This window comes from Paenibacillus sp. SAFN-054 (genome assembly GCF_051966755.1).
In the GTDB taxonomy this organism is placed as follows: Bacteria; Bacillota; Bacilli; order Paenibacillales; family Paenibacillaceae; genus Paenibacillus_AQ.
In genome coordinates this window covers 2,247,311-2,272,647 of sequence record NZ_JBQCKS010000001.1, presented here as the reverse complement: position 1 = coordinate 2,272,647, position 25,337 = coordinate 2,247,311, and the positions used below count along the sequence as shown (strand labels likewise).

22 protein-coding genes, 1 other RNA gene and 1 other annotated feature are annotated in these 25,337 nt (G+C 51.6%); of the genes, 20 read left to right on the top strand and 3 right to left on the bottom strand.

Annotated elements, in window-relative coordinates:
- Positions 1-26 precede the first annotated feature (26 nt).
- Positions 27-230 (top strand) — a binding site (T-box leader).
- A 125-nt stretch (positions 231-355) separates the two neighbouring features.
- The 8 genes from glyQ to rnpB all read left to right on the top strand — a co-directional run bounded on the left by glyQ (position 356) and on the right by rnpB (position 9,649).
- Positions 356-1,243: a glycine--tRNA ligase subunit alpha gene (gene glyQ, locus ACTHPM_RS10385; RefSeq protein ID WP_440395086.1), complete on the top strand. Its 888-nt coding sequence runs from the start codon at positions 356-358 to the stop codon at positions 1,241-1,243.
- Positions 1,236-3,311, top strand: coding sequence for a glycine--tRNA ligase subunit beta (gene glyS / locus ACTHPM_RS10380; protein WP_440395085.1), 2,076 nt, complete (start codon positions 1,236-1,238; stop codon positions 3,309-3,311). The genes glyQ and glyS overlap by 8 nt, the downstream gene beginning before the upstream one ends.
- 181 nt (positions 3,312-3,492) lie before the next feature.
- Positions 3,493-3,951, top strand: coding sequence for a YaiI/YqxD family protein (locus tag ACTHPM_RS10375; RefSeq protein ID WP_440395084.1), 459 nt, complete (start codon positions 3,493-3,495; stop codon positions 3,949-3,951).
- A 49-nt stretch (positions 3,952-4,000) separates the two neighbouring features.
- Entirely contained in the window at positions 4,001-5,821 is a 1,821-nt protein-coding gene (gene dnaG, locus ACTHPM_RS10370; protein WP_440421526.1) for a DNA primase, read from the top strand.
- A gap of 41 nt (positions 5,822-5,862) precedes the next feature.
- Positions 5,863-6,999 (top strand): RNA polymerase sigma factor RpoD, encoded by a 1,137-nt coding sequence (gene rpoD, locus ACTHPM_RS10365; protein WP_440395082.1) that lies wholly within the window; start codon positions 5,863-5,865, stop codon positions 6,997-6,999.
- 285 nt (positions 7,000-7,284) lie between these two features.
- Positions 7,285-8,061, top strand: a complete 777-nt coding sequence (locus ACTHPM_RS10360; protein ID WP_440395081.1) for a tRNA (adenine(22)-N(1))-methyltransferase — start codon at positions 7,285-7,287, stop codon at positions 8,059-8,061.
- Complete coding sequence (locus tag ACTHPM_RS10355) at positions 8,037-9,158, top strand: Nif3-like dinuclear metal center hexameric protein (RefSeq protein ID WP_440395080.1); 1,122 nt, start codon at positions 8,037-8,039, stop codon at positions 9,156-9,158. Before ACTHPM_RS10360 ends, ACTHPM_RS10355 begins: the two co-directional genes overlap by 25 nt.
- 80 nt (positions 9,159-9,238) lie before the next feature.
- Positions 9,239-9,649, top strand: an RNA gene (gene rnpB, locus ACTHPM_RS10350) — RNase P RNA component class A.
- A gap of 535 nt (positions 9,650-10,184) precedes the next feature.
- Here rnpB and ACTHPM_RS10345 read toward each other — a convergent pair.
- Positions 10,185-12,074, bottom strand: coding sequence for a S8 family peptidase (locus ACTHPM_RS10345; RefSeq protein WP_440395079.1), 1,890 nt, complete (start codon positions 12,072-12,074; stop codon positions 10,185-10,187).
- 240 nt (positions 12,075-12,314) lie between these two features.
- Here ACTHPM_RS10345 and ACTHPM_RS10340 point away from each other — a divergent pair, with 240 nt between their 5' ends.
- From ACTHPM_RS10340 to thiI, 6 genes are all read left to right on the top strand, one after another.
- Entirely contained in the window at positions 12,315-12,821 is a 507-nt protein-coding gene (locus ACTHPM_RS10340; protein ID WP_440395078.1) for a YpuI family protein, read from the top strand.
- Between the two features lie 187 nt (positions 12,822-13,008).
- Positions 13,009-13,230, top strand: a complete 222-nt coding sequence (locus tag ACTHPM_RS10335) for a DUF1540 domain-containing protein (RefSeq protein WP_440395077.1) — start codon at positions 13,009-13,011, stop codon at positions 13,228-13,230.
- 47 nt (positions 13,231-13,277) lie between these two features.
- Positions 13,278-13,673, top strand: coding sequence for a hypothetical protein (locus ACTHPM_RS10330; RefSeq protein WP_440395076.1), 396 nt, complete (start codon positions 13,278-13,280; stop codon positions 13,671-13,673).
- A gap of 186 nt (positions 13,674-13,859) precedes the next feature.
- Entirely contained in the window at positions 13,860-14,576 is a 717-nt protein-coding gene (locus ACTHPM_RS10325; protein WP_440395075.1) for a lytic transglycosylase domain-containing protein, read from the top strand.
- 138 nt (positions 14,577-14,714) lie between these two features.
- Complete coding sequence (locus ACTHPM_RS10320; protein ID WP_440395074.1) at positions 14,715-15,869, top strand: cysteine desulfurase family protein; 1,155 nt, start codon at positions 14,715-14,717, stop codon at positions 15,867-15,869.
- A gap of 2 nt (positions 15,870-15,871) precedes the next feature.
- Positions 15,872-17,098 (top strand): tRNA uracil 4-sulfurtransferase ThiI, encoded by a 1,227-nt coding sequence (gene thiI / locus ACTHPM_RS10315; protein WP_440395406.1) that lies wholly within the window; start codon positions 15,872-15,874, stop codon positions 17,096-17,098.
- A gap of 90 nt (positions 17,099-17,188) precedes the next feature.
- On the opposite strand, the gene ACTHPM_RS10310 is transcribed toward thiI, so the two are convergent.
- A complete protein-coding gene (locus tag ACTHPM_RS10310; protein ID WP_440395073.1) occupies positions 17,189-17,893 on the bottom strand; it encodes a TerC family protein in 705 nt (234 codons plus the stop codon).
- Positions 17,894-18,112: 219 nt separating this feature from the next.
- Here ACTHPM_RS10310 and ACTHPM_RS10305 point away from each other — a divergent pair, with 219 nt between their 5' ends.
- From ACTHPM_RS10305 to ACTHPM_RS10285, 5 genes are all read left to right on the top strand, one after another.
- A complete protein-coding gene (locus ACTHPM_RS10305; RefSeq protein ID WP_440395072.1) occupies positions 18,113-18,772 on the top strand; it encodes a TerC family protein in 660 nt (219 codons plus the stop codon).
- 172 nt (positions 18,773-18,944) lie between these two features.
- Positions 18,945-19,454 carry a hypothetical protein gene (locus ACTHPM_RS10300; protein WP_440395071.1) on the top strand — a complete coding sequence of 170 codons (510 nt, stop codon included), beginning with the start codon at positions 18,945-18,947 and terminating at the stop codon, positions 19,452-19,454.
- A gap of 167 nt (positions 19,455-19,621) precedes the next feature.
- Entirely contained in the window at positions 19,622-21,463 is a 1,842-nt protein-coding gene (typA, locus tag ACTHPM_RS10295; RefSeq protein ID WP_440395070.1) for a translational GTPase TypA, read from the top strand.
- Between the two features lie 51 nt (positions 21,464-21,514).
- The gene (locus ACTHPM_RS10290) at positions 21,515-21,811 is read left to right on the top strand and encodes a YlaH-like family protein (protein WP_440395069.1); all 297 of its coding nucleotides are present in this window, start codon (positions 21,515-21,517) and stop codon (positions 21,809-21,811) included.
- Between the two features lie 93 nt (positions 21,812-21,904).
- Complete coding sequence (locus ACTHPM_RS10285; protein WP_440395068.1) at positions 21,905-22,984, top strand: LCP family protein; 1,080 nt, start codon at positions 21,905-21,907, stop codon at positions 22,982-22,984.
- 263 nt (positions 22,985-23,247) lie between these two features.
- On the opposite strand, the gene ACTHPM_RS10280 is transcribed toward ACTHPM_RS10285, so the two are convergent.
- On the bottom strand, positions 23,248-23,817 hold the full coding sequence (locus ACTHPM_RS10280; protein WP_440395067.1) for a YhcN/YlaJ family sporulation lipoprotein: 570 nt from the start codon (positions 23,815-23,817) through the stop codon (positions 23,248-23,250).
- 107 nt (positions 23,818-23,924) lie between these two features.
- Here ACTHPM_RS10280 and ACTHPM_RS10275 point away from each other — a divergent pair, with 107 nt between their 5' ends.
- The gene (locus tag ACTHPM_RS10275; RefSeq protein ID WP_440395065.1) at positions 23,925-25,256 is read left to right on the top strand and encodes a PhoH family protein; all 1,332 of its coding nucleotides are present in this window, start codon (positions 23,925-23,927) and stop codon (positions 25,254-25,256) included.
- Positions 25,257-25,337 lie beyond the last annotated feature (81 nt).

Here is a 25,337-nt window from a genome sequence, read left to right as displayed (position 1 = left end):
TAGATTAAGTTTCTTTTTAAATTGTCTGACATGCGTTGAACGGAAAAAGTAGTGGATTTCTCATTCCAGCAGCGAGCCGGGGAAGGTGCAAGCCCGGTGGAACGAAATTCATGAAAGGCAGCCGGGAGCATGATATGAAATCGGCTAAAAGAGGATTGCGGCTTCCGTCAGTTGCGGAGCCTGCAATCAAGTAGGGTGGAACCGCGGGAATAACAGCTCTCGTCCCTATGTCTGTACAACAGGCATGGGCGAGAGCTTTTTGCTTGTCCTCAAAACGGCCTGCTGTGACAGACTCTTGTTTAAAGCTGTGTAGGAGCGAAACCAACGCTCATGAAAAAGCAAAGGAGAGGCGCAAATGAATTTTCAGCAGATGATTTTGACCCTGCAGCAATTTTGGGCAGCGCAGAACTGCATCATCGTGAATCCCTATGACACGGAAAAGGGAGCAGGCACGATGAATCCGATGACCTTCTTGCGGTCGCTTGGACCGGAGCCTTGGAAGGTAGCTTACGTGGAGCCTTCGCGCCGTCCTTCCGACGGACGTTACGGCGAGAACCCGAACCGTTTGTATCAGCATCACCAGTTTCAGGTGATCATCAAGCCTTCTCCGGACAACATTCAGGAGCTTTACCTGGAGAGCTTGAAGGCGCTCGGCGTGGATGCGCTAAATCACGACATCCGGTTTGTCGAAGACAACTGGGAGAATCCTTCCCTTGGCTGCGCAGGACTTGGTTGGGAAGTATGGCTTGACGGGATGGAGATTACCCAGTTCACGTACTTCCAGCAGGTTGGCGGAATCGAAACGCATCCGGTGGCGGTGGAAATCACATACGGTATGGAGCGCCTTGCTTCCTACATCCAGGAAAAAGAGAACGTGTTCGATCTGGAGTGGGTCGACGGCATTCTATACGGCGACGTTTTTCATCAACCGGAGGTCGAGCATTCCAAATACACGTTTGAAGTGTCGGATGTCAAAATGCTGTTCACGCTCTTCAATATGTATGAGCAGGAAGCGAAAAAAGCTATGGATCAGAACCTCGTCTTCCCGGCTTACGATTACGTATTGAAGTGTTCCCACACATTCAACCTTCTGGACGCCCGGGGCGCAATCAGCGTAACCGAACGTACGGGTTACATTACCCGGGTTCGCAATCTGGCCCGCCAAGTGGCAGCAACATATGTGGAGGAACGCGAGAAGCTGGGCTTCCCGCTGCTGAAGAAAGGAGAGGATCTGCATGTCTAAGGATCTGCTGTTTGAAATCGGTCTGGAAGAAGTTCCTGCACGTTTTCTGCGGGCGGCTATGGACCAGCTCAAAGACAAAACCGTACAGTGGCTGGAGCAGTCCCGCCTGACCTTCGGTGAAGTCGAGGCTTATGCCACCCCTCGCCGTCTCGCCGTGCTGATCAAAGCGGTAGCCGAGAAACAGGAAGACGTGGAAGAGGAAGTTAAGGGGCCATCCCGCAAAATTGCCCAGGATGAGAACGGAAACTGGAGCAAAGCGGCCCTCGGGTTCGCGCGCGGACAAGGCGTGGATCCGGAACAGTTCACGTTCAAAGAATTAAACGGCGTTGAATATATCTATGTCACCAAAAGCAGCACGGGCGTCGAAACCGCTTCGATTCTGGCAGAGGGCCTGCTGGGCATCTTATCTTCGATGACCTTCCCGAAAAACATGCGCTGGGGCAGCTACGATTACAAATTCGTCCGTCCGATCCGCTGGATCGTTGCGCTGTTCGGTTCCGAAATCGTTGATGTTGAAGTGACAGGCGTCAAATCAGGCAACGTAACGCGTGGTCATCGTTTCCTTGGGACGGATGCGGTCGTAACGGAAGCGGCTGCTTATCCGGATGTCCTCCGTTCACAGCACGTCATCGTGGACGTTCAAGAGCGTGAAAGCATGATTTTGAAACAGATCAATGGTCTGGCCGCGGAAAAGAATTGGAAGATCGCCATCAAGGAAGATCTGCTTGAAGAGGTGCTTTTCCTCGTCGAGACACCGACGGTGCTGTTCGGCACCTTCGATCCGTCCTTCCTGAACATTCCGCAGGAAGTGCTGATCACGTCGATGAGAGAGCACCAGCGCTATTTCCCCGTACTGGATGAGCAGGGCAAGCTGCTTCCGTTCTTCGTTACGGTTCGCAACGGTGACAGCACGTCTCTGGACGTGATCGCGAAGGGGAACGAGAAAGTGCTGCGTGCGCGCCTTTCCGATGCGAAGTTCTTCTATGACGAAGACCAGAAGATGGAGATCAAGGACGCGCTGTCCAAGCTGGAGAGCATCGTATTCCATGAAGAACTCGGAACGGTCGGCGATAAAGTCCGCCGCATCCGCAGAATAGCGGATCAGCTGGGCGAGGCGCTTCAAATTTCGGGAACGGATCAGGAATTCGTAAGCCGAGCTGCGGATATTTGCAAATTCGATCTGGTTACCCAGATGGTATATGAATTCCCTGAGCTTCAAGGCGTCATGGGCGAGGATTACGCCCGCAAAGCCGGCGAGAACGAAGCGGTTGCCAAGGCGGTATTCGAGCATTACCAGCCGCGTTCCGCTTCCGATGATCTGCCTGCTTCGCTGGTTGGCTCCATCGTAAGCATCGCCGACAAAATCGATACGATCGTCGGATGCTTCTCCATCGGCATCATCCCTACGGGCTCCCAGGATCCATACGCGCTTCGCCGCCAGTCGCAGGGCATCGTGCAGATGCTGCTGTCCAAGCAAATGCCGCTCACCCTGTCGCAGGTGTTCAACATCGCGATCGACGTGCATGCGCAGCTGCGTGAAATGAAACGTCAAGGCAGCGAAATACGTAAAGACCTGGAGGAGTTCTTCGGTCTTCGCGTGAAGAAGCTTCTGTCCGAGAACTTGCGCTATGACGTTGTGGATGCCGTCATTGCAGCCGGGTTTGATGACGTGATGTCCGTTGTATCCCGCGGCGACGCCTTGATGAAGGCGGTGAACAGCGGCGAGGAGTTCAAGACAACCGTTGAATCCTTCAACCGGGTAAGCAACTTGGCAGCCAAAGCTTCGAAGGCCGCGGTCAGCGAAAGCCTGCTTCAGGAAGAAGCCGAGAAAGAACTTCACGCGGCTTGGCTCGAAGTTCAGAAGCCTTACGTAACCGCTCTGGAAGACAAAGACGGAACGAAGGCGCTCGAGCTTCTCGCTCAAATGAAAGCCTCCATTACGAACTTCTTCGATTCGGTCATGGTTATGGCCGAGGACGAAAAGGTGCGTAATAACCGGCTTGGGCTGCTGGCGCAGATCGATCAGGGACTGAAGCAGTTCGCCGATTTCAATAAGCTTGTTTGGTAGAAAACGATGGATTTAGGGTATAAACATACGGAGCGGGAAGAAACTTTGCAGGTTTCTCCTGCTCCCGTATGTTTTCGGAAGCTGTCAAAAGTTGTTATCCGGCAGAAAAAGGATTTTAGGTTCCTTTCCTCGTATATAATAGTACGGTAAACCATGATAACAGGGTGATCTTCTGGCTGATATGCATACGATACACATTGTCGTTGACGGGGACGCTTGTCCCGTGAAGCATGAAATTGGCGAAGCTGCCAGAGCCTTCCGCATTCCTGTGCTGATGGTTTCTTCTTATGACCATTTTATAAAGGGAGAAGAAGGCGTGCAGACCATACAGGTAGACCGAAGCGACCAAAGCGCCGACCTTTATATCGCCAACCATATTAAACGCGGGGACGTCGTCGCAACTCAGGATTACGGACTGGCTGCGCTCGCGCTTTCGAAGGGATGCCACGTCATTTCGTTCCGGGGACAAAGCTATACCGGTGAGAATATCGAGTTCATGCTGGACCGGCGGCATCATCAGGCCAAAGCGAGGCGTCAAGGCAGCTACGGCAAGGGCCCCAAACCGATTACCCCGGAGGACAAAAGAATTTTTCAACAGAAACTGACAAAACTTTTGCAAGGATTGCAGGAGAATGTTTAACGGTAGCGAATTATATTTTACGTGCCAAAAAGAGATGAAGGTGGTTTAGATGAATGCCGGACAGGGTAACATTCCGGAAAAAGTGATCGATGCGGTGCTCGAGCAGCATAATATCGTCGATACGGTAAGCAGGTACGTTCATCTGACCAAGCAGGGGAAGTACATGAAAGGCCTCTGCCCGTTTCATTCGGAGAAAACCCCCTCTTTTACGGTGACACCGGATCGGCAGATTTTCTATTGCTATGGCTGCGGCAAAGGCGGAAATGCCATCAAATTCAGGATGGAAATCGAAGGGTTATCCTTCCCCGAGGCCGTCAAGACCATGGCAGAGGAAAGTCACATTGCGCTTCCGGAAGGACAAGGGGCCGTGGTGATACCTCCGAATCCGGAGAGAGACCGACTGCTTCAGGCCTACGAATGGACGGCCAAATTTTATCACTATTTGCTCAAGAATACCGAGCACGGCAAAGCGGCGATCGACTATCTTCGTGGACGCGGCTTTAACGACAAGGTGATCGACCAATTTCAAATCGGCTTTGCGCCGGATACCTGGACTACGCTGGTTCAGTTTTTGACCAAAAGAGAATTCGACCTGAACGAGATGGAAAAGGGCGGACTGTTGTCTAGGCGCCATGAGAGTGACGATTACCTCGATCGCTTTCGCGGCCGCATCATGTTTCCCATCCATGACCGTAACGGTAGAATCATCGCCTTTGCCGGAAGAATTCTGGGAGACGGTCAGCCGAAATATTTAAATTCGCCCGAAAGCAAGCTGTTCAATAAAAGCCGGATTCTGTACAATCTGCATCAGGCCAAACCGTCCATCCGCAAATTGCGGCAAATCGTTTTATTCGAGGGATATGGGGACGTGATCTCGGCCTGGGAGGCCGGTGTGCAAAACGGCGTAGCCACGATGGGCACTTCACTCACGGAAAGTCATGCGGCACTGATGAAAACCATGGCGGACGAAATCGTGATCTGCTATGACGGCGATCGTGCCGGACAAGCCGCAGCCATGAAGTCCATTCCGCTGCTCGAGGGTGTTGGCTTAAGCGTCAGAATTTCAATTTTGACCGAGGGATTGGACCCGGATGAGTTCATCCGGAAATACGGTGCCGATCGCTTTAACCGCCAGATCATTGACGGTGCGGTGTCCACCACGAAATTTAAGCTTATATATCTGAAAAAAAACCATATACTGCTAGAAGAAGACGGGAAGATCGCGTATACGAAGGAAGTGCTTCCGATCATCGCGGCCCTGCCTTCATCGACCGAGAGGGAAGTTTATTTGAGGGAGCTTGCCTCCGAACTTCAGCTTTCTTTTGAAAGCCTCAAGCAGGATTGCAATGAGATCCGACAGTCCATGCAAAAAAACATGCCGGATGGGGATAATAACGACAAAAGGTGGAATAATGGTAGGCATAAAAAAGGGCAGGTTTCTGCTCCTACATTGCTGCCGGCATACCATACCGGAGAACGGCGCCTTTTGGCCATGATGCTGCAGGATGCCGAAGCCGCAAGCTATGTGGAAAAACGGCTCGGTGACGCATTCAACATCGATGATCATGCAGCGATTGCTGCTTATCTATATGCCTACTACGCACAGGGCAAACCCCCGGATATTAGCCGGTTTATGTCATCTCTGCACGATGACCGTCTGGAGAAGACCGTAAGCTCCATCTCCATGATGGACACTCCGCCGGAGTGGAACATACAGGAGCTGGATGATTGTATCCGGGAAGTACAGAAGGTTCCGCAGAAGCGGCAGATTGATCAGAAGAAAGAAGAAATGATCATTGCCGAGCGGTCAGGGGACTTTTTGCGTGCTGCACAAATTGCAAGTGAGATTATAGCCCTAGAGAGACAGTAAAGAAAAGGCTTGAATGTTTCTAGGGAGGAGGGAGTCGAGTTATGGCGAATGATCAGCATACTGAACTAGAGACAGAATTTACACTTGATCAGGTAAAAGACCAGCTGATTGAACAGGGTAAAAAGAGATCTTCTTTAAATTACAAAGAAATTATGGAGAAATTGTCGCCGTTTGATCAAGACCCTGAACAGATGGATGAGTTTTATGAGCATCTGAGCGATCTTGGCATTGACGTGGTGAACGAGAACGACGAGGATGACAACGGCATGCACCGTCAATCCGACGACCATGAGAACAATGACAGCGATGATTTCAGCTTTGACGACGACTTGTCCCTTCCACCGGGCATTAAGATCAATGATCCGGTACGGATGTATCTGAAGGAAATCGGCCGGGTGCCCCTCTTGTCTGCCGATGATGAAGTCGAGCTTGCAAAGCGGATCGAGAATGGTGATGAGGAAGCGAAGCGTCGTTTGGCCGAAGCGAACCTTCGTCTGGTCGTGAGTATTGCCAAGCGGTATGTAGGCCGCGGCATGCTGTTCCTGGATTTGATCCAGGAGGGCAACATGGGTCTTATTAAGGCCGTCGAGAAGTTTGACCACAAAAAAGGATACAAGTTCAGTACCTATGCAACCTGGTGGATTCGTCAAGCTATCACGCGCGCCATTGCGGACCAGGCTAGAACGATTCGGATTCCGGTTCACATGGTTGAGACGATAAATAAGCTGATCCGGGTATCCCGTCAGCTGCTTCAAGAATTGGGGCGCGAACCGACGCCGGAAGAAATCGCTGCCGAAATGGAGCTTAGCGTGGAAAAGGTTCGGGAGATTATGAAGATTGCCCAAGAGCCGGTATCGCTGGAAACTCCGATTGGTGAAGAGGATGACTCGCATCTGGGCGATTTTATTGAGGATCAGGAAGCGTTGGCACCAGCTGACGCAGCGGCTTACGAGCTTCTGAAGGAACAGCTGGAAGACGTGCTGGATACGCTGACCGAACGCGAGGAGAACGTTCTTCGTCTCCGCTTTGGTCTGGATGACGGACGGACGAGAACACTCGAAGAGGTGGGCAAAGTATTTGGCGTTACCCGTGAGCGTATTCGTCAAATTGAAGCCAAGGCACTTCGCAAGCTGCGCCATCCAAGCCGCAGTAAACGCCTGAAAGATTTTCTTGAATAGTACTATGGAACTGACCTTCTGCAGGCTTTTTCGCAGCAAGGTCTTTTTTTTCAGAGGAACGAAGGGCTGAAAAAAATGAACAGGATTGATTTCTTTCTTTTAGAACTATTTCCTTTATTTGTTTTTATTTTAGCTCTTTTCAGAGGCCAATGCAAATTATTATTGCACATAGCTGAAAGCTTGGACCGTGGCAGGACGGGGGAATTCGGGTTTATTTGCGGAGTGGGCCCCTGATTTGTTACGCTATAAAAAATGGAAAAATAATCGGAAGATGTGGGTGCGTTCATGAAATTATCGAAAAGGCTAGAGACGATTATGGAGCGGATTCCGGGCCAAAGCCGTCTGGCAGACATCGGTTCGGATCATGCCATGCTGCCTGTGGCAGCCGTGGAATCAGGAAGGGTTCTGCATGCAGTCGCAGGCGAGGTGAATCCAGGACCGTTCAAGGCCGCTGCCAAGCAGGTTGCCGAGGCAGGATTGCAGGAGCGGATCTCGGTTAGACGAGGGGATGGGCTCGCCGTCATCGAGGCAGGCGAAGTCGATGTGATTACGATTGCCGGTATGGGCGGCGGCTTGATTGCAAGCATTTTGGACAGTGGGCAGGACAAGCTGGTTGATGTGCAGCTTCTTATTCTGCAGCCCAACGTTGGGGAAGATATTCTCCGTAGATGGCTCATGGAGCACGGCTGGCTGCTGACGTATGAGACCATTCTGGAGGAAGACGGAAAAATCTACGAAGTTCTGACAGCCGTACCGGAAAAGGAAGATGAGCGGATTAGCAGCCGTTTGCTTTATCAGGACCAGGAATGGCCGAGCAGCAGCGGGGAAGGCACGTTTACGGTTACGTCAGAGCTGCTGTTACGGATGGGACCATGGCTTCTGAAGGAGCCGTCGCCGGTGCTGATCGATAAATGGAACGGCGAGCTTGAGAAGCTTCAGGGCATTCTGGAATCACTGTCGGCTTCGAAGCTCGAATCCGCGGAAACCAAGTCGCTGCATCTGAAACGCGAGATGGATCAGATTAAGGAGGTACTCGCATGTATGCAAAAGGACAGACCGTAATTCAATATATGGAGCAGCTGGCTCCGAAGCATTTGGCCGAACCGGATGACAAGGAGCGCATCGGCCTCCAGCTGGGAAGCCTGCAGAAGGAAATTCGAACCGTCCTTGTTGCGCTGGACGTCAATGAAGAAGTGGCTGATGAAGCGATCCGGATCGGAGCCGACCTGATCATCGCCCATCATGCCATTATTTTCAGGGCTCTGCGCCAGATCAATACCGATACGCCAGCAGGAAAGGTCTATGAGAAATTGATCAAAAACGACATTGCCGTATATATCGCGCATACGAATCTGGATATCGCCGAAGGCGGCATGAATGACTGGATGGCAGAGGCGCTCGGCATTCAGGGTACGGTTCCGATTGATGAGACCCAGCGGGAGCAACTGTTCAAGCTGGTTGTGTTCGTTCCCGAAACGCATGCCGATCAGGTTCGCAGTGCCATGATGGGAGCCGGTGCAGGGGCGATCGGAAACTACAGTCACTGCAGCTTTAATATCGAAGGGACCGGAACCTTCCTGCCTCAAGAAGGAAGCCAGCCATTCCTGGGAACACATGGGAAAATCGAAAATGCAAAAGAGGTTCGCATCGAAACCATCGTGCCGCAAGGCGTTCAGCGCCGCGTCATTCAGGCGATGCAGAAGGCCCATCCATACGAGGAAGTCGCCTATGATCTGTATCCTTTGGAGCTCCAAGGAAAGGTTTACGGACTGGGAAGAGTCGGAAAGCTTGAAAAGGAACAAACTTTGGCGGCCTTCGCTGAGCTCGTCAAGGAAAAGCTGGATGTCCCGTATGTACGCGTCGTGGGGGATCCGGACCGTATCTTGAAGAAGGCTGCCGTTATTGGCGGCTCAGGCAGCCGCTGGTATTCAGCCGCCCGCTTCCGCGGAGCGGATGTGCTCGTCACGGGCGACGTGGACTACCATACGGCGCAGGATGCGCTGGCGGCTGGCATGACGCTAATCGATCCGGGACATAACGCCGAAAAAATCATGAAGGTGAAAGTAGCCGAATGGATGAGCGACATGCTGGCTAAAAATCGTTACGATACCCAAGTCGTGGCTTCCCTGATCAATACGGAGCCTTTCCGGTTTATGTAAAGGTAAATACCGTTAACGTTGGAAGACGAAGAGGATTGAAACCTGAAGCCTTTCAGTGTATACTATACAATGTTGTCCGGAAAGTTTGACAGACAATCGCTGGCGGCGCGTAAGGGCGCCGCGAGAGGAAAGTCCGGGCTCCACAGGGCAGGGTGCTGGATAACGTCCAGTCAGCGCGAGTTGAAGGATAGTGCCACAGAAATGGACCGCCGATGGCCGCTGTTTCAGCGGATCAGGCAAGGATGGAACCGAGGTGTAAGAGACCCCGAGGAACGCTGGTGACTTCGTTCCTGGTAAACCCCACCTGGAGCAAGACCTAATGGAACGCAGCTTCCCTGAGAAGCAGCCTTAGCCCGAGGCGCGTTCGGGTTGGTCGCTTGAGCCAATTAGCAATGATTGGCCTAGATAGATGATTGTCGCTTATCCGCGGGAGGGTAGTTCCCGGCTGTACCGCGACGAGCACAGAACCCGGCTTACGTAAAACTTTCCAAACTGCAACCTTTTTGCATAAGAAATCCTCAAGGCGGCATCCCGGTCTCGGCCGGCAGATGCCGTCTTTTTGTGCTGCTGCTTTCCCGCGCTGGACGGTACGAGCCTGATTTGGTCTAGTACCTGAAAAACATGGACATTCGTACAAACAGATAAGACTAAAACCTAATAAAATGTATTAAATAGACGAAAGGAGCTGCTTGCAAATGCATCGTCCACATTGTTTCCATTGTCCGCCAGCTGACCCGGTTTATACAGATCCAACGGTTGTTGTTCAGGATTATTATTATCCACAAATCGTCCCTGTGGTTCACACGGTTCAAATTGTAAAGAGACATCACTGCGTTCCTGTGCCTAAGCACATCTGCAACTATGTCGTGAAAGATGAATATGCGGCCCCCGTATCAACCAGTATGAAACGCTGCAAACGTTAATTGTTCCTTTCCGGTGATAAAAAACAATCCTGCCTTTGCGGCGGGATTGTTTTTTGTTAAGCTGCGCGAAATGGTTGAGAATAACGCAATGCGATAGGCATGCTTAGTGATTTGTCTGGATCACGGAGTCCATTTTCTTCTGTACATGCTGCGGCCAAAATTGCAGAGGGGCTTCAGAATTTCCGGCGGCCTCCAGGGCTTTTAAGATATCGATTTGTCCGTAGCCGTAATACTTGTCCCGTCCTTTGGGGCCCAGATCCACCGTGCTGCTTCGCATAATATCCATGACCTGTTTATTAGTCAGGTCCGGATTGCGCGAACGGATCAGCGCTGCCATAGCGGCTACATGAGGGCTTGCCATCGAAGTGCCGGACAATGCGGCATACTGGTTTCCGGGATACGTGCTGGCAATGCTCGTTCCGGGCGCTGACACGTCAATGTAATCACCGTAGTTGGAATACGAAGCCCGCTTCATATTGGAATCCGTTGCAGCAACCGCGAGCACTTCCGGATAGGCGGCTGGATAACCCGGGCGCTCCGTATTGTCATTCCCGGAAGCGGCCACAAGGACGATGTCCCTGTCGTAAGCGTACTTTACGGCATCATGGAGAAACTCGGAATCGGCATAGTTGCCGAGGCTCATGTTAATGACCTTGGCGCCATTTTCGGCCGCCCAGATGATGCCTTCGGCAACGGAGTAGGTCGTACCGGAGCCGGATTTATCAAGCGCTTTGACGGGAAGCATTTTGTTATACCAGCTGATTCCCGCCACGCCTTCGTTGTTGTTGACGAGGGCTCCGATGATGCCGGACACATGCGTGCCATGCCCGACATCATCCTGCGGGTCCGAATCGGGATTGATGACATTGTAGCCTGTCAGCAGCTGTCCCTGCAGATCCGGATGCTGCAAATCGACCCCCGTATCCACGATCCCGACGATGACGTCGCTGCTGCCGCGGGAAATATCCCAGGCTTGGTTCGTCTCAATAGCGGGCAAATTCCACTGATATTTGGCAAACAGCAGGTCATTGGGAACGTTCGGCAAGCTGCTCGTGGATTCTTTTACTTTATCGTTGGTCATATATAAATAATGGGGCTCGACGTACAATGGGTTCCATTTTTTTAAGAAATACGATTTCAACTGGCTGTAATCCATTCCGCTCGCATGGAACACATAGGCATATCCAAGCTTGCGTGACGATTCCGCCCTGAGCTCCGACACGATCCGGTTCATGTCCTCACGCGTAGGATCCTGCCGGAAACGGACGACAATTTCGTTCTCGTAAAAATGGCTGGCTTTTTCATTGTCATGGCCCGTTCGAACGGTAATGTCCCGCAAGGTATCGGCATGAACGGATTCCACTTTATACTTGCCTTCTTTGGGATAAGGAATGAGGCGCAGGTTCTTTTTCTGATGATTGGCCACTTCCGTAAGGATTCTCTGGTTCATGAGTGCGATGACGCCTTGTTTCGGCCTGGTTTTCGCGGGCTCGGCCATTACGAAGTACTGCTTGCCGTCCAATTTGAAGGAAGGGGATTCGTAAGAACGATGCTGGGAAATACTTTGTTCGGCTTTGCGCATGTATCCCTTTAACGTTGTACGGTCGCTTTCATTCCAGTTGTTTTTGGAGATGGCATACTCCTGGCGTTTTCCCTTTTTGGCATCCTGCCATATGATCATGGTAAAATGGTCATGTGATTTTTGAAGATTCCGCACGTAATCCGAGATCTGAGCCGGTCCGGCTTGAGCAAGCTTATCGAGCATGGAAGTCAAATGCTGCTTCGCGTCAAGACGCGTCAAATGATCGGTAGAGGCGATATCCTGTGCCATCATACTTTGCTTGGAAATGTGTTCTTGCTTCGGATTCGGTATGACCGGCTCGGAAGCCTGCTTGCGGGTATGGGTATCGTTGGAATGAGGCACCTGCATCACGAAGATCAGCGCAGCGGCAGCTGCCGCGATGCCAAGGCCTGCCCATGTGCGACGGGACATAACTTAAACCTCCTGAGAATGAAATTACCTATATCGTGAGGAGAGAAGGGCTATTTTATACCCTGAATCATCGCCTTCGTTGCCGCTCCCAGGATTTGTCCTGTGGTATTGCAGAAAGGGATACCGCTTCACTTGGTTTTGTGTTAGGATAATACATGGAAAAATGATGCTTTAAAGCGGTTTTATTGTATAATGCCAGCAAATGGACTGAAGCAACCATTAAGGGGGAGCAAATTAGCGATGTCAGCAGGTAATGTTCAAAAATTGTGTGAGACCACGAAAGAGAAGCTGAAGTATGCGATCGATAAGCTGGAAGGATTTCTGAACGAGCATTCGCTCCAGCAGCTTGCGCCGGAATCAAATGAAGAAACACTGCATTTTTACAAAGGGTTTCTTTCCGATCTGCGCCATCTGCTCGTGTTTAGCGAAGTGTCTTCGGAGAAGCTTGGAATCGCGCTGCGCCGTGCCAATTTCGATACCGAATTTGCTGAGAAGGCTCTCTATAATGTATATCACCACTGCGTGAATAACTTTTTCTATCCAAAAAGCGAAAGCTATTCCGAGGATGGCCGTTACGCTTATACCGGACAAGATGCAATCCGTTTCAGAGCGAAACCTGTGCGCCCGGTGCGGGACATTATCCTGGACATTACGAAAGTATTTGAAGACCTTCGGGATGATCTGACGTATTACGAAAGCGACTACCTGACAGAGCGTAGAATGCAAAACCAACGCACTCACGCCTAAATATAGATTCGGGAAACGAAACTATGAAGACGCCTATTCCGGGCGTCTTTTTTATTGCGGTGTATTTCCTTATTTGGCGGGTTGCAGTGCCTTTTCTTGGATTATGAACATCGGCCAGCAACTGACAACGGCTGGCTGTATAGCGGCACGCGGGCAAGGAGACAATGGTATCTGAGGTGATCTTAAAATGAATGATCCAAGAACCATTGTCAAATGCAGCGTCAGCAATTGCAGCTATTGGGGAGAGCAAAACGTGTGCAAAGCCGAGCAGATCCTGATTGAGATCGACAAGCATGCTTCCGCCAAATACAGCGAAGAATTCGGGAGCGAGCATTTTGCCGAGCACAAAGATGTTGCAAGCACATCCTCTGCCACCTGCTGCCTGACGTTCAAGCCCAAGTCTTCTTAGTGTAATCAAGATTTTTTGCAAACCATCCACTCAAGGGAGGTTTTCTGATGGACGATTTTCAAGAACATGATGAGCGCGAGCAGCCCGAAAAAGAAAGACAGCATGCCCCAAGACGCATCCGCCGGGATTATCCGCGCCGGGACAACCATGAAGAGGAATATGCTGCCGAGGTAGCTCCTCCAAGAGCCGGCCGGTACGAAATCAATCAGGAAGAAGATGAGGAGAGGGAGACGACAAAATCGAACGGCAGAACTGCCGGCTATGTCGGCCTGGCCTTCGGTATCGCTTCCCTGTTCATGTGGTCCATCGTCTTGGGCCCGATCGCAGCGGTTACCGGCTACTATGCCTACAGTCAAGGCAGCAGGGTCTGGGGAGCCTGGGGAATGGGTCTGGGGATTCTAGCTACAATCAGTTATTTCGTTCTTATTCCTTTTGCCCGATAAAACTCCATTCAAGGAAACATAAAGCGTCCCGTTCGCTGCAGCATGAGCGAACGCGGACGCTTTTTGATAGGTCCATCATTCGAATATTGTATAAGATATTTCACGGATATATGGCGCGAACGAACAATGCCGTGGTAAAATGACTGAAATGGAACTTATCATCTAGAAGAAAAAGAGGTTTTCAGCATGCAAATCGATTCGGCAACCGCGAAGCAATGGGCTACTCTTCAGGACAACAGCCGTATTCAAAATAGAGACGAGCTGCTGCAGGACATTCTAACGAATGGAAGCAGCTCTGACTTTGGCGTCATTCTTCAGCAGCTTGTGAGCACGTCCTCCGCTGATTCCCCGGGTGCAGAGCCTACTGTTCCCGGCGTCTCGTACAACGATGGCTTGTTATGGCAGCAGCTTGGTGCGGCGGCAGAAGCCGAAGAGGCCGAGCTTCAATTTGTCAGCAGCAGCCACCGCTCCACGGACAAGTCCGGACCGACTGCTTATGACGATCTCATTCAGCAGGCGAGCCGGAAGTACGGAATCGACGAAGCTTTGATCAAGGCCGTCATTGATACCGAGTCCTCCTTCAACCCGAATTCCGTTTCTTCGGCCGGGGCCAAGGGGCTGATGCAGTTGATGGATGGAACGGCAGCGGGACTGGGCGTTAGCGACCCGTTTGATCCTGTGCAGAACATCGATGCCGGGACACGTTATTTGTCCTACCAGATCAAACGTTTTAACGGCCAGGAGAATATGGCGTTAGCCGCATATAATGCTGGACCGAACCGTCTCGCCAAGCTTGGGGTATCCACTGACGCGCAGCTGATGGACAAGCTGGCCATGCTGCCGCAGGAGACGAGAAAGTACATCGGCAAAATTGCGGAAGCACGCTCTAAATATGAAGCCTGAAACAAGGCGGATATAAACAATCGTATATGGGATCAAACGGGGAGAATGCGACGGATGAAGGAAAGCTTGACAGGTAAAGACCTCCTTGTTTGATCTCTTTATATTGCCCGGAAATGATAATTTGAAAGGTTGGATACCATGATATATTGGGATCACGCGGCGAGCACGCCGCCATATGATGAAGTCATTCAAACGATGGCCGAAGTGATGAGGAAGCATTACGGCAACCCATCGTCCATTCACAGAATGGGCGAGGACGCCGCCCGATTGATCAGCAAGGCTAGGGAGGTATGTGCTGCTTCCTTGCGGGTCAAGCCCTCTGAGATCATTCTGACTTCCGGTGCGACGGAAGGCAACAACATGGCCATCAAAGGCATCGCCATGCAGTACAGCAGCCGGGGAAAGCACATCATTACGACACAGATCGAGCATCCGTCCGTGTATGACAGCTGCCTGGAACTGAAGAAGCAGGGATATGATATCACCTTGTTGCCTGTGGACGGAAAAGGCATGATTGACCCTGCCGCGGTTACATCCGCCATGCGGAAGGACACCATTCTGGTCAGCGTCATGCATGTCAACAATGAGACGGGAGCGGTGCAGCCGCTTGCGGACATTGGGCATGCCGTGAAAACGGCCAACCCGTTGACGGCATTCCATATTGACGGTGTGCAGGGCTTCGGGAAGCTGCCCGTGGATCTTGAAGCCTGGCAAGCGGACCTGTATACCTTGTCGGCGCATAAAATCCGCGGCCCGAAAGGGACCGGGGTGCTCTACAGACGGGAAGGCATCACGCTTCATCCGCTGCTGTCCGGCGGGAAACAGGAATCGGGACTGCGCGCGGGAACGGAGAATATTCCCGGCTTTGTGGCGATGTCGAAGGCCATGCGCATGGCTGGCGAACAAACTGAAGCTTTCATGAAAGAAGTGGGCGCGTTAAAAGCGTCTTTGATTGACTGGATTCGCAGCATGCCAAGCCTCGAGCTGAACAGCTTCGAGGAAGGCGCACCGCATATCGTTAACGTGTCGTTTCCCGGCATGAAGGCGGAGGTCCTGCTGCATACGCTGGAGGAGCATGGCATGCTCGTCTCCACGAAGTCTGCATGCTCTTCCAAGACAGCCGAGCCAAGCCGGGTACTGCTCGCGATGGGGCGGAGCGAAGATGCCGCATCCAGCGCGATCCGAATCAGCATGGGCCTGACCAACACGGCACAGGATGTAAACAAGCTGCAGCAGGCGCTGGAAGCTGCCGTAAACCGGCTGCAGCCGCTTAGACAGGAAGGAATGAAATGAGCTTGAAATATGATATGCTGCTTCTCCGCTTCGGAGAGTTTACGTTAAAAGGGAAAAACCGCAACCGTTTTGAAAAATCCGTGTTGACGCATGTCCGGTCCGTGCTTGCCTCATACCCGGCTGCAGAGATCCAAAAGGAATATGGCAGACTATATATCGCCCTGAATGGCGAAGATGCCAGCAGTTTGACGGACGATCTCAAAAAAATATTCGGTATCGTCTCGATCAGTCCGGTCGTCGTGTGCCCATCGCAGCTGGATAAAATTGTTGAGACAAGCGCAGCGTTTCTGGACCAGATGGAGCTGTACAAGGAGACGACCTTTAAGGTTACCGCAAGAAGGGTGTGGAAAGCATTTCCGCATCCCTCCCAGGAAATGAACCATCTCGTCGGGTCTCCGCTGCTCAAAAAGTTTGCCTTGCTGAAAGTGAGCATGAAGGACCCCGAACTGCAGCTGCGCGTTGAAATCCGGGAGCAGGGCACCTACATCTATTGTGAGGTCATTCCTGCGGTCGGAGGCTTCCCGCGCGGGAGCAATGGCAAGGCTATGCTTTTGCTCTCCGGAGGCATCGACAGCCCCGTTGCAGGCTTCACCAGCATGCGTCGGGGACTGGAAGTGGAATGCGTCCACTTTTACAGCTACCCGTTCACGAGCCGAAAAGCGAAGGAGAAGGTGATGGAGCTTGCCAAGGTGCTGTCCGGTTACGCCGGGGAAGTCAAGCTGCACCTGGTACCCTTTACGGAGATTCAAACCTCCTTTACGGGTCTTGGTCAGGACAACCTGATTATTACCTTGATGCGCCGATCGATGCTGCGTATCGCCGCGATGCTGGCGGAGCGGGAGGGTGCCCTGGCCATCGTGACGGGCGACAGCCTGGGTCAGGTGGCGAGCCAGACGCTGCCGAGCATGAACGTCATCGGGAGAGCCACGGAGCTGCCGCTGCTGCGCCCCCTCATTATGATGGATAAAAGTGAAATCATTGATATTTCCAAGCAGATCGGAACATACGAGCTGTCCATCCTGCCGTATGAAGACTGCTGTACCTTATTCGTCCCGAAATCGCCGGCTACCAATCCGAACCTCCGTATCGTGGAGAGAATCGAGTCGTCCCTCGCCAATCTGCCTAACCTGCTTACCGAGGCGGTGGACAAGACGGAAACTGTGGTGCTTACACCAAATTCCGTCATTGAAGCGGACCGGGAAGACGGTATCGACGAAAATTGGTTTTAAGCTTAAGCTGAATTCATAATAAAAAGGACCCCCAACATCAGCGTTGGAGGTCCTTTTTATTATCTTCGGAAAGTACCATTTCTGCTCTATTCATTTGGTGTGACTGTAGGAGCCCTGGTTCCCTCTCTTCCGCGCTGCCGAGCGTTTTTTCAGGAAACCGGCGGCCAAAATGGCCACAATAACGACAGCGATGAAAAGGATGCGAATGACAGGATGATCCTCAAAGAATGGATGGAGCTTTTTCTCTTCTGTAATCATGTTCGATGCGGTATATCCGAGAACGGCAGAGCCCAGATAGATAATCCAGGGAAAACGGTCGATGAGCTTGATGAACAGCGTACTGCCCCAGACGACAATGGGAACACTGATCAAGAGTCCCAAAACGACCAAAATAATATTTTGCTGGGCTGCGCCGGCAACGGCAATCACGTTATCCAGACCCATGGCGGCATCGGCGATGATAATCGTCCGGACAGCCCCCCACAGCGTCTTGCCGGCCTTTACGTCCGTATGATCGTCATCGTCGGCAAGCAGCTTGTAGGCAATCCCCACGAGCAGAATGCCTCCAACAAGCAGCAGCCAAGGAATCTTCAGCAGCCAGACCACGACAATGGTGGCCGCGATCCTCAGCAGAACGGCACCGCCCGTCCCATAAAAAATGGCCTTTTTCTGAGTCGAGGATGGCAGATTCCTCGCAGCAAGGCCAATGACGATGGCGTTATCGCCAGCTAAGATAAGATCAAGAAACACGATATTAAGCAGTTTAGCCAAAAAACCAAGTATTGATGTTTCCACATCAGGTCACTCCTCATCATGACTGTAAACGGAGCACAAGCGATTGAATGAACGTCACATCGTCCCGATTATCATCCCCAGAAAAGCCTAGAATAACATCGCGACTAGATCGATCCCAATCACATAGCAAATCGGATTCATTATAGGATAATTTTTCAATGAGAGTCAAGCATAGCCTGGCCAACAGGCGCATAGGAGTAGTAGTGGGGGTGTTGACTGTTGGAATCGATATGGCTGCTTGTACAGATCCTGATGATCAACCTGGTTCTTAGCGGGGACAACGCCGTGGTTATCGCGCTGGCCAGCAAAGACCTGCCGCCGAAGCAGCGTCAGCAGGCTGTCTGGTGGGGGGCGCTTGGCGCGGTGGTTCTTCGGTGCATATTGACATTCGCGGCGGTTTTGCTGTTGAAAATACCGTTTGTGCAGGCGGCGGGGGGCCTCTTGCTGTTCTGGATTGCCTACAAGCTGCTCGCGGACGATAAGGACGATGTGCGGATGGGCGAATCGGCATCCATCTGGAAAGCGGTGCGCAGCATACTGGCGGCGGACTTCATTATGAGCCTTGACAATGTGCTCGCCTTGGCCGGAATTGCCAATGGAGATCTTGCCCTTATCGTCATCGGGATTGCGATCAGCATACCGATTGTCGTGTTCGGCAGCAACCTGATTGTCGGCCTGCTGCACCGGTACCCGGTTCTCGTCTACTTAGGAGCCGGCATCCTCGGATATACGGCAGGGGAGATGCTGCTGCAGGATTCCCGCACGGGCGTGATGCTCTCGTCCATTTTGCCTGGGCTGCACGGGTTGGTTCCCGCTTTGCTAACGGTTCTGGTCATGGTAGCCGGAGGGGCTAGAAAGCTGTCGCTGCGCCGTATATAAACTTGTCTGAAGTGCCGGTGAAGAACCGGCTTTTTGGCGTTTTGAGACTGCAAAAATTTTAAGGGGCGAATATGGTTTTTTCGCTCTGTTTCAGATACACTAAAGGGGAAACCATGTCATATCCTGCGGGAAGCGGACGTGCAAGGTATATAGGAAAAGAGGGTGGGGAAAAATGTCCTCCAAGAACGATGTAAGGCTGGGACTGTTCATCGTCGTGGCCGGTATTGTCATTCTGCTTGGAAAACTGGGCGTATTCGGATTTTTGGGACGCACGCTATGGCCGCTTGCCATCGTGGTCGTCGGCCTGCTGCTGCATCTGCTGTATTTCAGCGGCCGGGCGCGGGCAGCGGTTCTGATCCCCGGAGGCGTTCTTGTCGTATACGGCTTGCTGTTCGAAATATGCAATTTGTGGGGCTGGAACCTGATGTCGGTTCTGTGGCCGATACTGCTGCTTGGCATCGCGGTTGGAGCTTACGAATACTATATGTTCGAGTCTCCGAAGCCGGGCGGAGCGCTGCCCGTCGCATGGATTATTGGGCTTGTATCCCTTGTGCTGCTTTTCTTTACCTTACTGCATACGGGGGCTGTTTATGTGCTCGCCGTTCTGCTGATTGGCGTCGGGATTTGGTTTATTTCAGGAAGAGGAAGATCCGGGCGGGGAAGAGGATACGGCGGTTGGTAGGGACTTCGACACGTGTATTCTATTTTCTGTAAAAATGCTTGTTTTTTTCTGAAAATTCACTATAATATAAGGGATATGTTGAAGCGTCGTCGGCATTACCGCCCGGCGCTTCTTTTGGTGAAAGATATTCGCATTGATTTGAAAGGGAAAGGATATGGATAAAAGTCATGCATTCAAGAGATAAAATTCGCAATATTGCGATTATTGCCCACGTAGACCACGGCAAAACAACACTGGTGGATCAGCTTCTCCAGCAATCAGGTATTTTCGGGAAACACGAGCATTTGCAGGAGCGGGCGATGGACTCCAACGACCTGGAACGTGAACGCGGAATTACCATTTTGGCCAAAAACACGGCCATTACGTATAAAGACTATCTGATCAACATTTTGGATACTCCAGGACACGCCGACTTTGGCGGCGAAGTGGAACGGATCATGAAAATGGTTGACGGCGTACTGCTCGTCGTTGACGCATATGAAGGCTGCATGCCGCAAACCAAGTTCGTACTCCGCAAAGCCCTCGAGCAAAATTTGACTCCGATCGTCGTTGTGAACAAAATCGACCGTCCGGCTGCACGTCCGGCCGAAGTCATTGACGAAGTGCTGGATCTGTTCATTGAGCTGGAAGCCAATGACGATCAGCTGAACTTCCCTGTCGTATATGCATCTGCACTGAACGGAACATCAAGCCTGGATCCTGAGAAGCAAGATGACAACATGCTCGCATTGTATGAAACGATTACCGAGCATATTCCACATCCTACTGAAAATGTAGAACAACCTCTGCAGTTCCTCGTTACTTTGATGGACTATAACGAATATCTCGGACGTATTGCGATCGGACGCGTGAACCGCGGCGTGATCAAGCAAGGCCAATCGGTAACGGTCATCATGCGCGACGGCAAGAGCAAGACGGCACGCATCGAGAAGCTGTTCGGTTTCCAAGGCCTGAAGCGCATCGAGATGGAAGAAGCCGGCGCAGGCGACATCGTCGCAATCGCGGGCATCAAGGACATCAACATCGGTGAAACCATCGCTGATCCGCAAAATCCTGAAGCACTGCCTGTTCTTAAGATTGATGAGCCGACGCTCCAAATGACGTTCCTTGTCAACAACAGTCCTTTCGCAGGCCGCGAAGGCAAATGGGTGACTTCCCGCAAGCTGCGCGAGCGTTTGCTGAAAGAGCTGGAAACGGACGTGAGCTTGCGTGTTGATGAAACCGACAGCCCGGATGCATTTATCGTTTCCGGTCGCGGCGAGCTTCACTTGGGCATTCTGATCGAGAACATGCGCCGTGAAGGATATGAGCTGCAGGTATCGAAGCCTGAGGTTATCGTGCGCGAAATCGACGGCAAGAAAATGGAGCCGATTGAACGCCTTCTGATCGACATTCCTGAAGAGAGCATGGGACCTGTCATGGAAAGCCTCGGAACCCGCAAAGCCGAAATGGTCAACATGGTGAATTCCGGCAACGGACAAGTTCGTCTTGAGTTCCTGATTCCGGCTCGCGGATTGATCGGATACCGTACGTACTTCCTGACCCTGACCCGCGGATACGGCGTCATGAACCATGCGTTCGACAGCTATGGACCGCTCATCGGCGGCCAAGTCGGTGGACGTCACCAGGGCGTGCTTGTGGCAAGCGAAGGCGGAACCAGCACAACTTATGGTATGATGGGCATTGAAGACCGCGGTACCCTGTTCATGGAACCGGGAACTGAAATTTACGAAGGTATGATCGTCGGCGAGCATACGCGCGACAATGATATCGTCGTGAACATCTGTAAAGAAAAAGCCGTTAACAACATCCGCTCTGCGAACAAGGAAGAAACGGTGAGAATGAAAACACCGATCATCTTCTCGATGGAACAGGCGCTTGAATATTTGAATGACGACGAGCTTTGCGAAATTACGCCGAAGTCCATTCGTCTTCGCAAGAAGATCCTGAACAAGAGTGAACGTGAACGCGCAGAGAAACATCGCAAAATGGCGGAGTCCAATCTGTAACACGTAACCGTACAGGCATATTGACCTGTCACCGAAAGGAGTGTACCGCACGTGCAAGCCTGGTTTGCATCGCATCCGCTTGTGTCTTACATTATCATTTTTGTGCTGATTACGTATGTCTATAACAAGGTATTTCGAGTCAAACAGAAGCTTCCTTTATTGAAAGAAATTCTGCTGTATATTTTGATGGCCCTCGGTTCAGGCATGCTGCTTGTGTTTCAGCACGACAAGCTTCCGATCATCCAGTGCCTGCTCGTCGCGGTCGCTTTAATGCTTCTGGTGCGGGTCCGCTATTTTGTGGAAGCCCGCCAGAAGAAAAAAGCAGAGGCAGCAGCTAAACGAGGTTAATCAGCCGCTTGAACCCGGCTCTTCGGCAACTTTTTGACGATTGGCATCGTTTATAGAGAGAATGACTCAAAATAAATGAAAAAGGTGTTTGAGATGAGTTCCAGCAATACCAATCTACCTCCACGATCTCAAAGTGGCAGCAAGCAGAGCAAACAGCCGCCAAAAAAGAAAAAAAAGAAGAGCGGATTTAAATCGTTCATGAAATTCGTGCTTGTCATTATCATATTGGCTGTGCTCGCCGTAGCGGGATACATCGGTTATCTGTACTACAAGGCAGACAAGGGTGTTCTGGACACGGGAGTTAACACTCCGGTTCCGGCGGAGAAATCAGCCAAGGTAAAGCCGCTGACAATGCTTTTGCTGGGGACGGATTACAGACCTGAAACCGGCACGCATTTATCTGATGTCATCATGGTAACGGCATTTAACCCGGACACGAAAACCGTAACGGTCGTTTCGCTTCCTCGCGATACGAAGATCGAGCTGAAAGGCTACAGGGAGAATAAGGCGAATGCTTATTACCCGATCTTCCTTTCGGAAGAGAAAAAGAGCGGCATTAAGGCTGAGGATGAGATGAAGACCATGCTCAGCAAGTATATGGACATTCCGATTGACTATGCAACGGTTCTGAACTTTCAGGGATTCCGGGACGCGGTTGACGCCCTTGGCGGCGTGGACATTAACGTGGACATGGATATGTGCTACAGGGACAAGGCGGATGGAACGGATATCAACCTGAAAAAGGGAGAGCAGAAGCTTGAGGGCAAGGACGCTTTGGATTATGTGCGTTACCGCAAATCCAACTGCCGTCCGAAGACCAAGGCTTCGGATGACTTTGACCGGAACCGCAGACAAAATGAAGTTCTGCATGCCCTGATCGACAAGATGCAATCGTTCAAAGGCGTGACAAGCCTAGGCGGTGTTCTGGATGCCATGGATAAAAACATGGAAACGGACTTCGAAAACGATCAGCTGAAGAACATGATTGCAACGTACTGGAAGGTTAAGAAGGAAAATGTCAAATTCATGCCGGTGACCGGCACATGGAAGAGCCCTTACGTCTATGTGGATGAAGCCGAGCTGGATAAGGCCAAACAGGCGCTGAAGGACGAACTTGCTGGCAAGGGCCTGTCTGCGACAACAACGGATGGCGCAGAACAAACAAATCCTTAAACTTGGGTGCAATATTTGCCAGCAACCCTAATATAATAGAGTACACTGGAACCTGTACAGGAGGTCGGGAAGATGTCCGAAGCAGTTGCACCATGCACTCAGCCATTATGGATCCAATTCAATGCTGCAGCTGTTAGCCAGCCTGCTCCTGCACAGGACACATCGACTTGTGTCCGGATGCCGTATGACAAAAAGCCTAGTGAGTTTCTCACTAGGCTTTTTGTTCATTTCATGCAGAAAATGTTGAGTTTTGGCGTCCGTGCTCAATGTTTGGAAGTCGGCGCAGCCGGAGGTGCCTGCGTTTTGGTCTTCACATCTTTCGGAAGCTGCGGGATAATGCGTCCGACAATGTCGGCAAGCTCCGACGCGAATCCGGATACCGGCTCGCCTTTTTGGATATGCTGCCCGATTTCGGCGATTCGTGTATTTAAATCCATATCGGCGGTGACAAGGGCGTTTTTACCCCGCGGATCTTTGCGAAGGGCCTCGGCAACGGAATATTTGATATTGCCGACGCGGGAGCGGGTCAGCTTCCCGTCCACATCAATGCCGACGACGGCTGTATTGCCGAATACGACTGCATGCGCTTTTTTAACGCCGGCAACCCTTTCCGCCAAAGCTTCGAGATGGTCTTTGATGGCCATATCGGTGGTATCTTCTACCGCGCCGGCAGCAGAATTGCCTGCCGATTGAAGCGACACCCGGCCACGTTCGCTTAAAGATTGCGCCGGTCCCTGTTGACTTTGAGGAGAGGGTGATGCATTTTTGTCCTGAGCCTTGTTGCAGCCGCTGATGACAGCCAGTGCCAGCACGACAAGCATAAGCATTCTCATATGTGATCGTCCTTTCCAGGTCATAGATTCTAATGGAGAATTGTAACTTAGGATGTCCATGACGGAACAATTTATGTGTTCATTATGAGTTAGTGGAGGGAGAAGGTATGAGAAAAATTTTTGTACTGGATACCAACGTGCTTCTTCATGATCCGGGAGCGATATACGCTTTTGAGGAGCATGAGGTCGTTATACCTGCCGTGGTTCTCGAGGAGATAGATTCGAAAAAACGCAATGCCGATGAAATCGGGCGCAACGCCCGCACCGTGTCGCGTTTGCTGGATCAGCTAAGGGAACAAGGGCACCTTCACAGCGGGGTGGCGCTTTATAACGGCGGGAGCCTGAAGGTGGAGCTGAATCATAGAAGTTTTCTCAAGGTCCAGGAGATGTTCGGTGAGATTTCCAATGACAACCGCATACTTGCCGTCGCCTTGAATTATCATATGGAGGAAGCGGACAAAGAGGATTCAGCCCAAGTCGTGCTGGTCAGCAAGGATGTGCTCGTGCGGATTAAATCCGATGTGCTCGGTCTGAACACGCAGGATTATTTGTCTGACCGCACGGCAGGCCCGGAAGATCAATATACGGGGAATTTGAAGCTCAAGGTTCATCCAGCCATTATCGATGAGTTTTATTCTTACCGGTTTCTGCCGGTGAAGCCGCTGCAGCTGTCTTATCCTCTGCATCCTCATGAATTCGTTATTCTGAAGGATGAGATGGGAAGCACCAAATCGGCGCTGCTGAAGGTGAATGCGGAAGGCAGCAAGCTGGAGCCTCTGTACCTCAGCAATGACGCCATTTGGGGCATATGTGCGCGTAACGCCCAGCAGCGGATGGCACTCGAGCTATTGTTGAACGATGACATTCCTCTTGTCACGATCACCGGCAAGGCCGGCACAGGCAAAACGCTGCTGGCGCTGGCGGCCGGGCTGCTGAAGGTCGAGGATGAGCATAAGTATAAGAAGCTGCTGATCGCGAGGCCCGTGGTGCCGATGGGCAAGGACATCGGGTATTTGCCGGGGGAAAAGGAAGAGAAGCTAAGACCGTGGATGCAGCCGATATACGATAACCTGGAGTTTCTGTTCGACACGAAAAAATCCGGTGATATCGATAAAATTCTCATGGGGCTTGGTAGCATTCAGGTTGAAGCGTTGACTTACATTCGCGGAAGGTCGATTCCGGGCCAGTTTATCATCATCGACGAAGCGCAGAACCTGTCACGCCATGAGGTAAAGACGATCGTCTCCCGCGTGGGAGAAGGCAGCAAGATCATTTTGATGGGCGATCCGGAGCAGATCGATCATCCGTATCTGGATGCTTCGAGCAACGGGCTGACGTATATCGTGGAGAAATTCAAGCAGGAAGCCATCAGCGGGCATATTACCCTGGAGAAAGGGGAACGCTCCAAGCTCGCGCAGCTGGCGGCTGATTTGCTGTAGATGGAGGAACGGATCGGGGTCCTGGATATTTCTGCTCAGCCTGAGCGAATGAACCGGGACTCTTGTCCATGTGAGTTCGGA

Excerpts from the sequence above, each read along its gene's own strand:
- ACTHPM_RS10345 (WP_440395079.1), bottom strand. The coding sequence starts at position 12,074 with ATGTCCCGTCGCACATGGGCAGGCCTTGGCATCGCGGCAGCTGCCGCT.
- typA (WP_440395070.1), top strand. The coding sequence starts at position 19,622 with ATGCATTCAAGAGATAAAATTCGCAATATTGCGATTATTGCCCACGTA.
- ACTHPM_RS10275 (WP_440395065.1), top strand. The coding sequence starts at position 23,925 with ATGAGAAAAATTTTTGTACTGGATACCAACGTGCTTCTTCATGATCCG.
- ACTHPM_RS10280 (WP_440395067.1), bottom strand. The coding sequence starts at position 23,817 with ATGAGAATGCTTATGCTTGTCGTGCTGGCACTGGCTGTCATCAGCGGC.
- rpoD (WP_440395082.1), top strand. The coding sequence starts at position 5,863 with ATGGCGAATGATCAGCATACTGAACTAGAGACAGAATTTACACTTGAT.
- ACTHPM_RS10360 (WP_440395081.1), top strand. The coding sequence starts at position 7,285 with ATGAAATTATCGAAAAGGCTAGAGACGATTATGGAGCGGATTCCGGGC.
- glyQ (WP_440395086.1), top strand. The coding sequence starts at position 356 with ATGAATTTTCAGCAGATGATTTTGACCCTGCAGCAATTTTGGGCAGCG.
- ACTHPM_RS10320 (WP_440395074.1), top strand. The coding sequence starts at position 14,715 with ATGATATATTGGGATCACGCGGCGAGCACGCCGCCATATGATGAAGTC.
- ACTHPM_RS10355 (WP_440395080.1), top strand. The coding sequence starts at position 8,037 with ATGTATGCAAAAGGACAGACCGTAATTCAATATATGGAGCAGCTGGCT.
- ACTHPM_RS10325 (WP_440395075.1), top strand. The coding sequence starts at position 13,860 with ATGCAAATCGATTCGGCAACCGCGAAGCAATGGGCTACTCTTCAGGAC.
- ACTHPM_RS10285 (WP_440395068.1), top strand. The coding sequence starts at position 21,905 with ATGAGTTCCAGCAATACCAATCTACCTCCACGATCTCAAAGTGGCAGC.
- ACTHPM_RS10375 (WP_440395084.1), top strand. The coding sequence starts at position 3,493 with ATGCATACGATACACATTGTCGTTGACGGGGACGCTTGTCCCGTGAAG.
- glyS (WP_440395085.1), top strand. The coding sequence starts at position 1,236 with ATGTCTAAGGATCTGCTGTTTGAAATCGGTCTGGAAGAAGTTCCTGCA.
- ACTHPM_RS10330 (WP_440395076.1), top strand. The coding sequence starts at position 13,278 with ATGGACGATTTTCAAGAACATGATGAGCGCGAGCAGCCCGAAAAAGAA.
- dnaG (WP_440421526.1), top strand. The coding sequence starts at position 4,001 with ATGAATGCCGGACAGGGTAACATTCCGGAAAAAGTGATCGATGCGGTG.
- ACTHPM_RS10340 (WP_440395078.1), top strand. The coding sequence starts at position 12,315 with ATGTCAGCAGGTAATGTTCAAAAATTGTGTGAGACCACGAAAGAGAAG.
- ACTHPM_RS10335 (WP_440395077.1), top strand. The coding sequence starts at position 13,009 with ATGAATGATCCAAGAACCATTGTCAAATGCAGCGTCAGCAATTGCAGC.
- ACTHPM_RS10300 (WP_440395071.1), top strand. The coding sequence starts at position 18,945 with ATGTCCTCCAAGAACGATGTAAGGCTGGGACTGTTCATCGTCGTGGCC.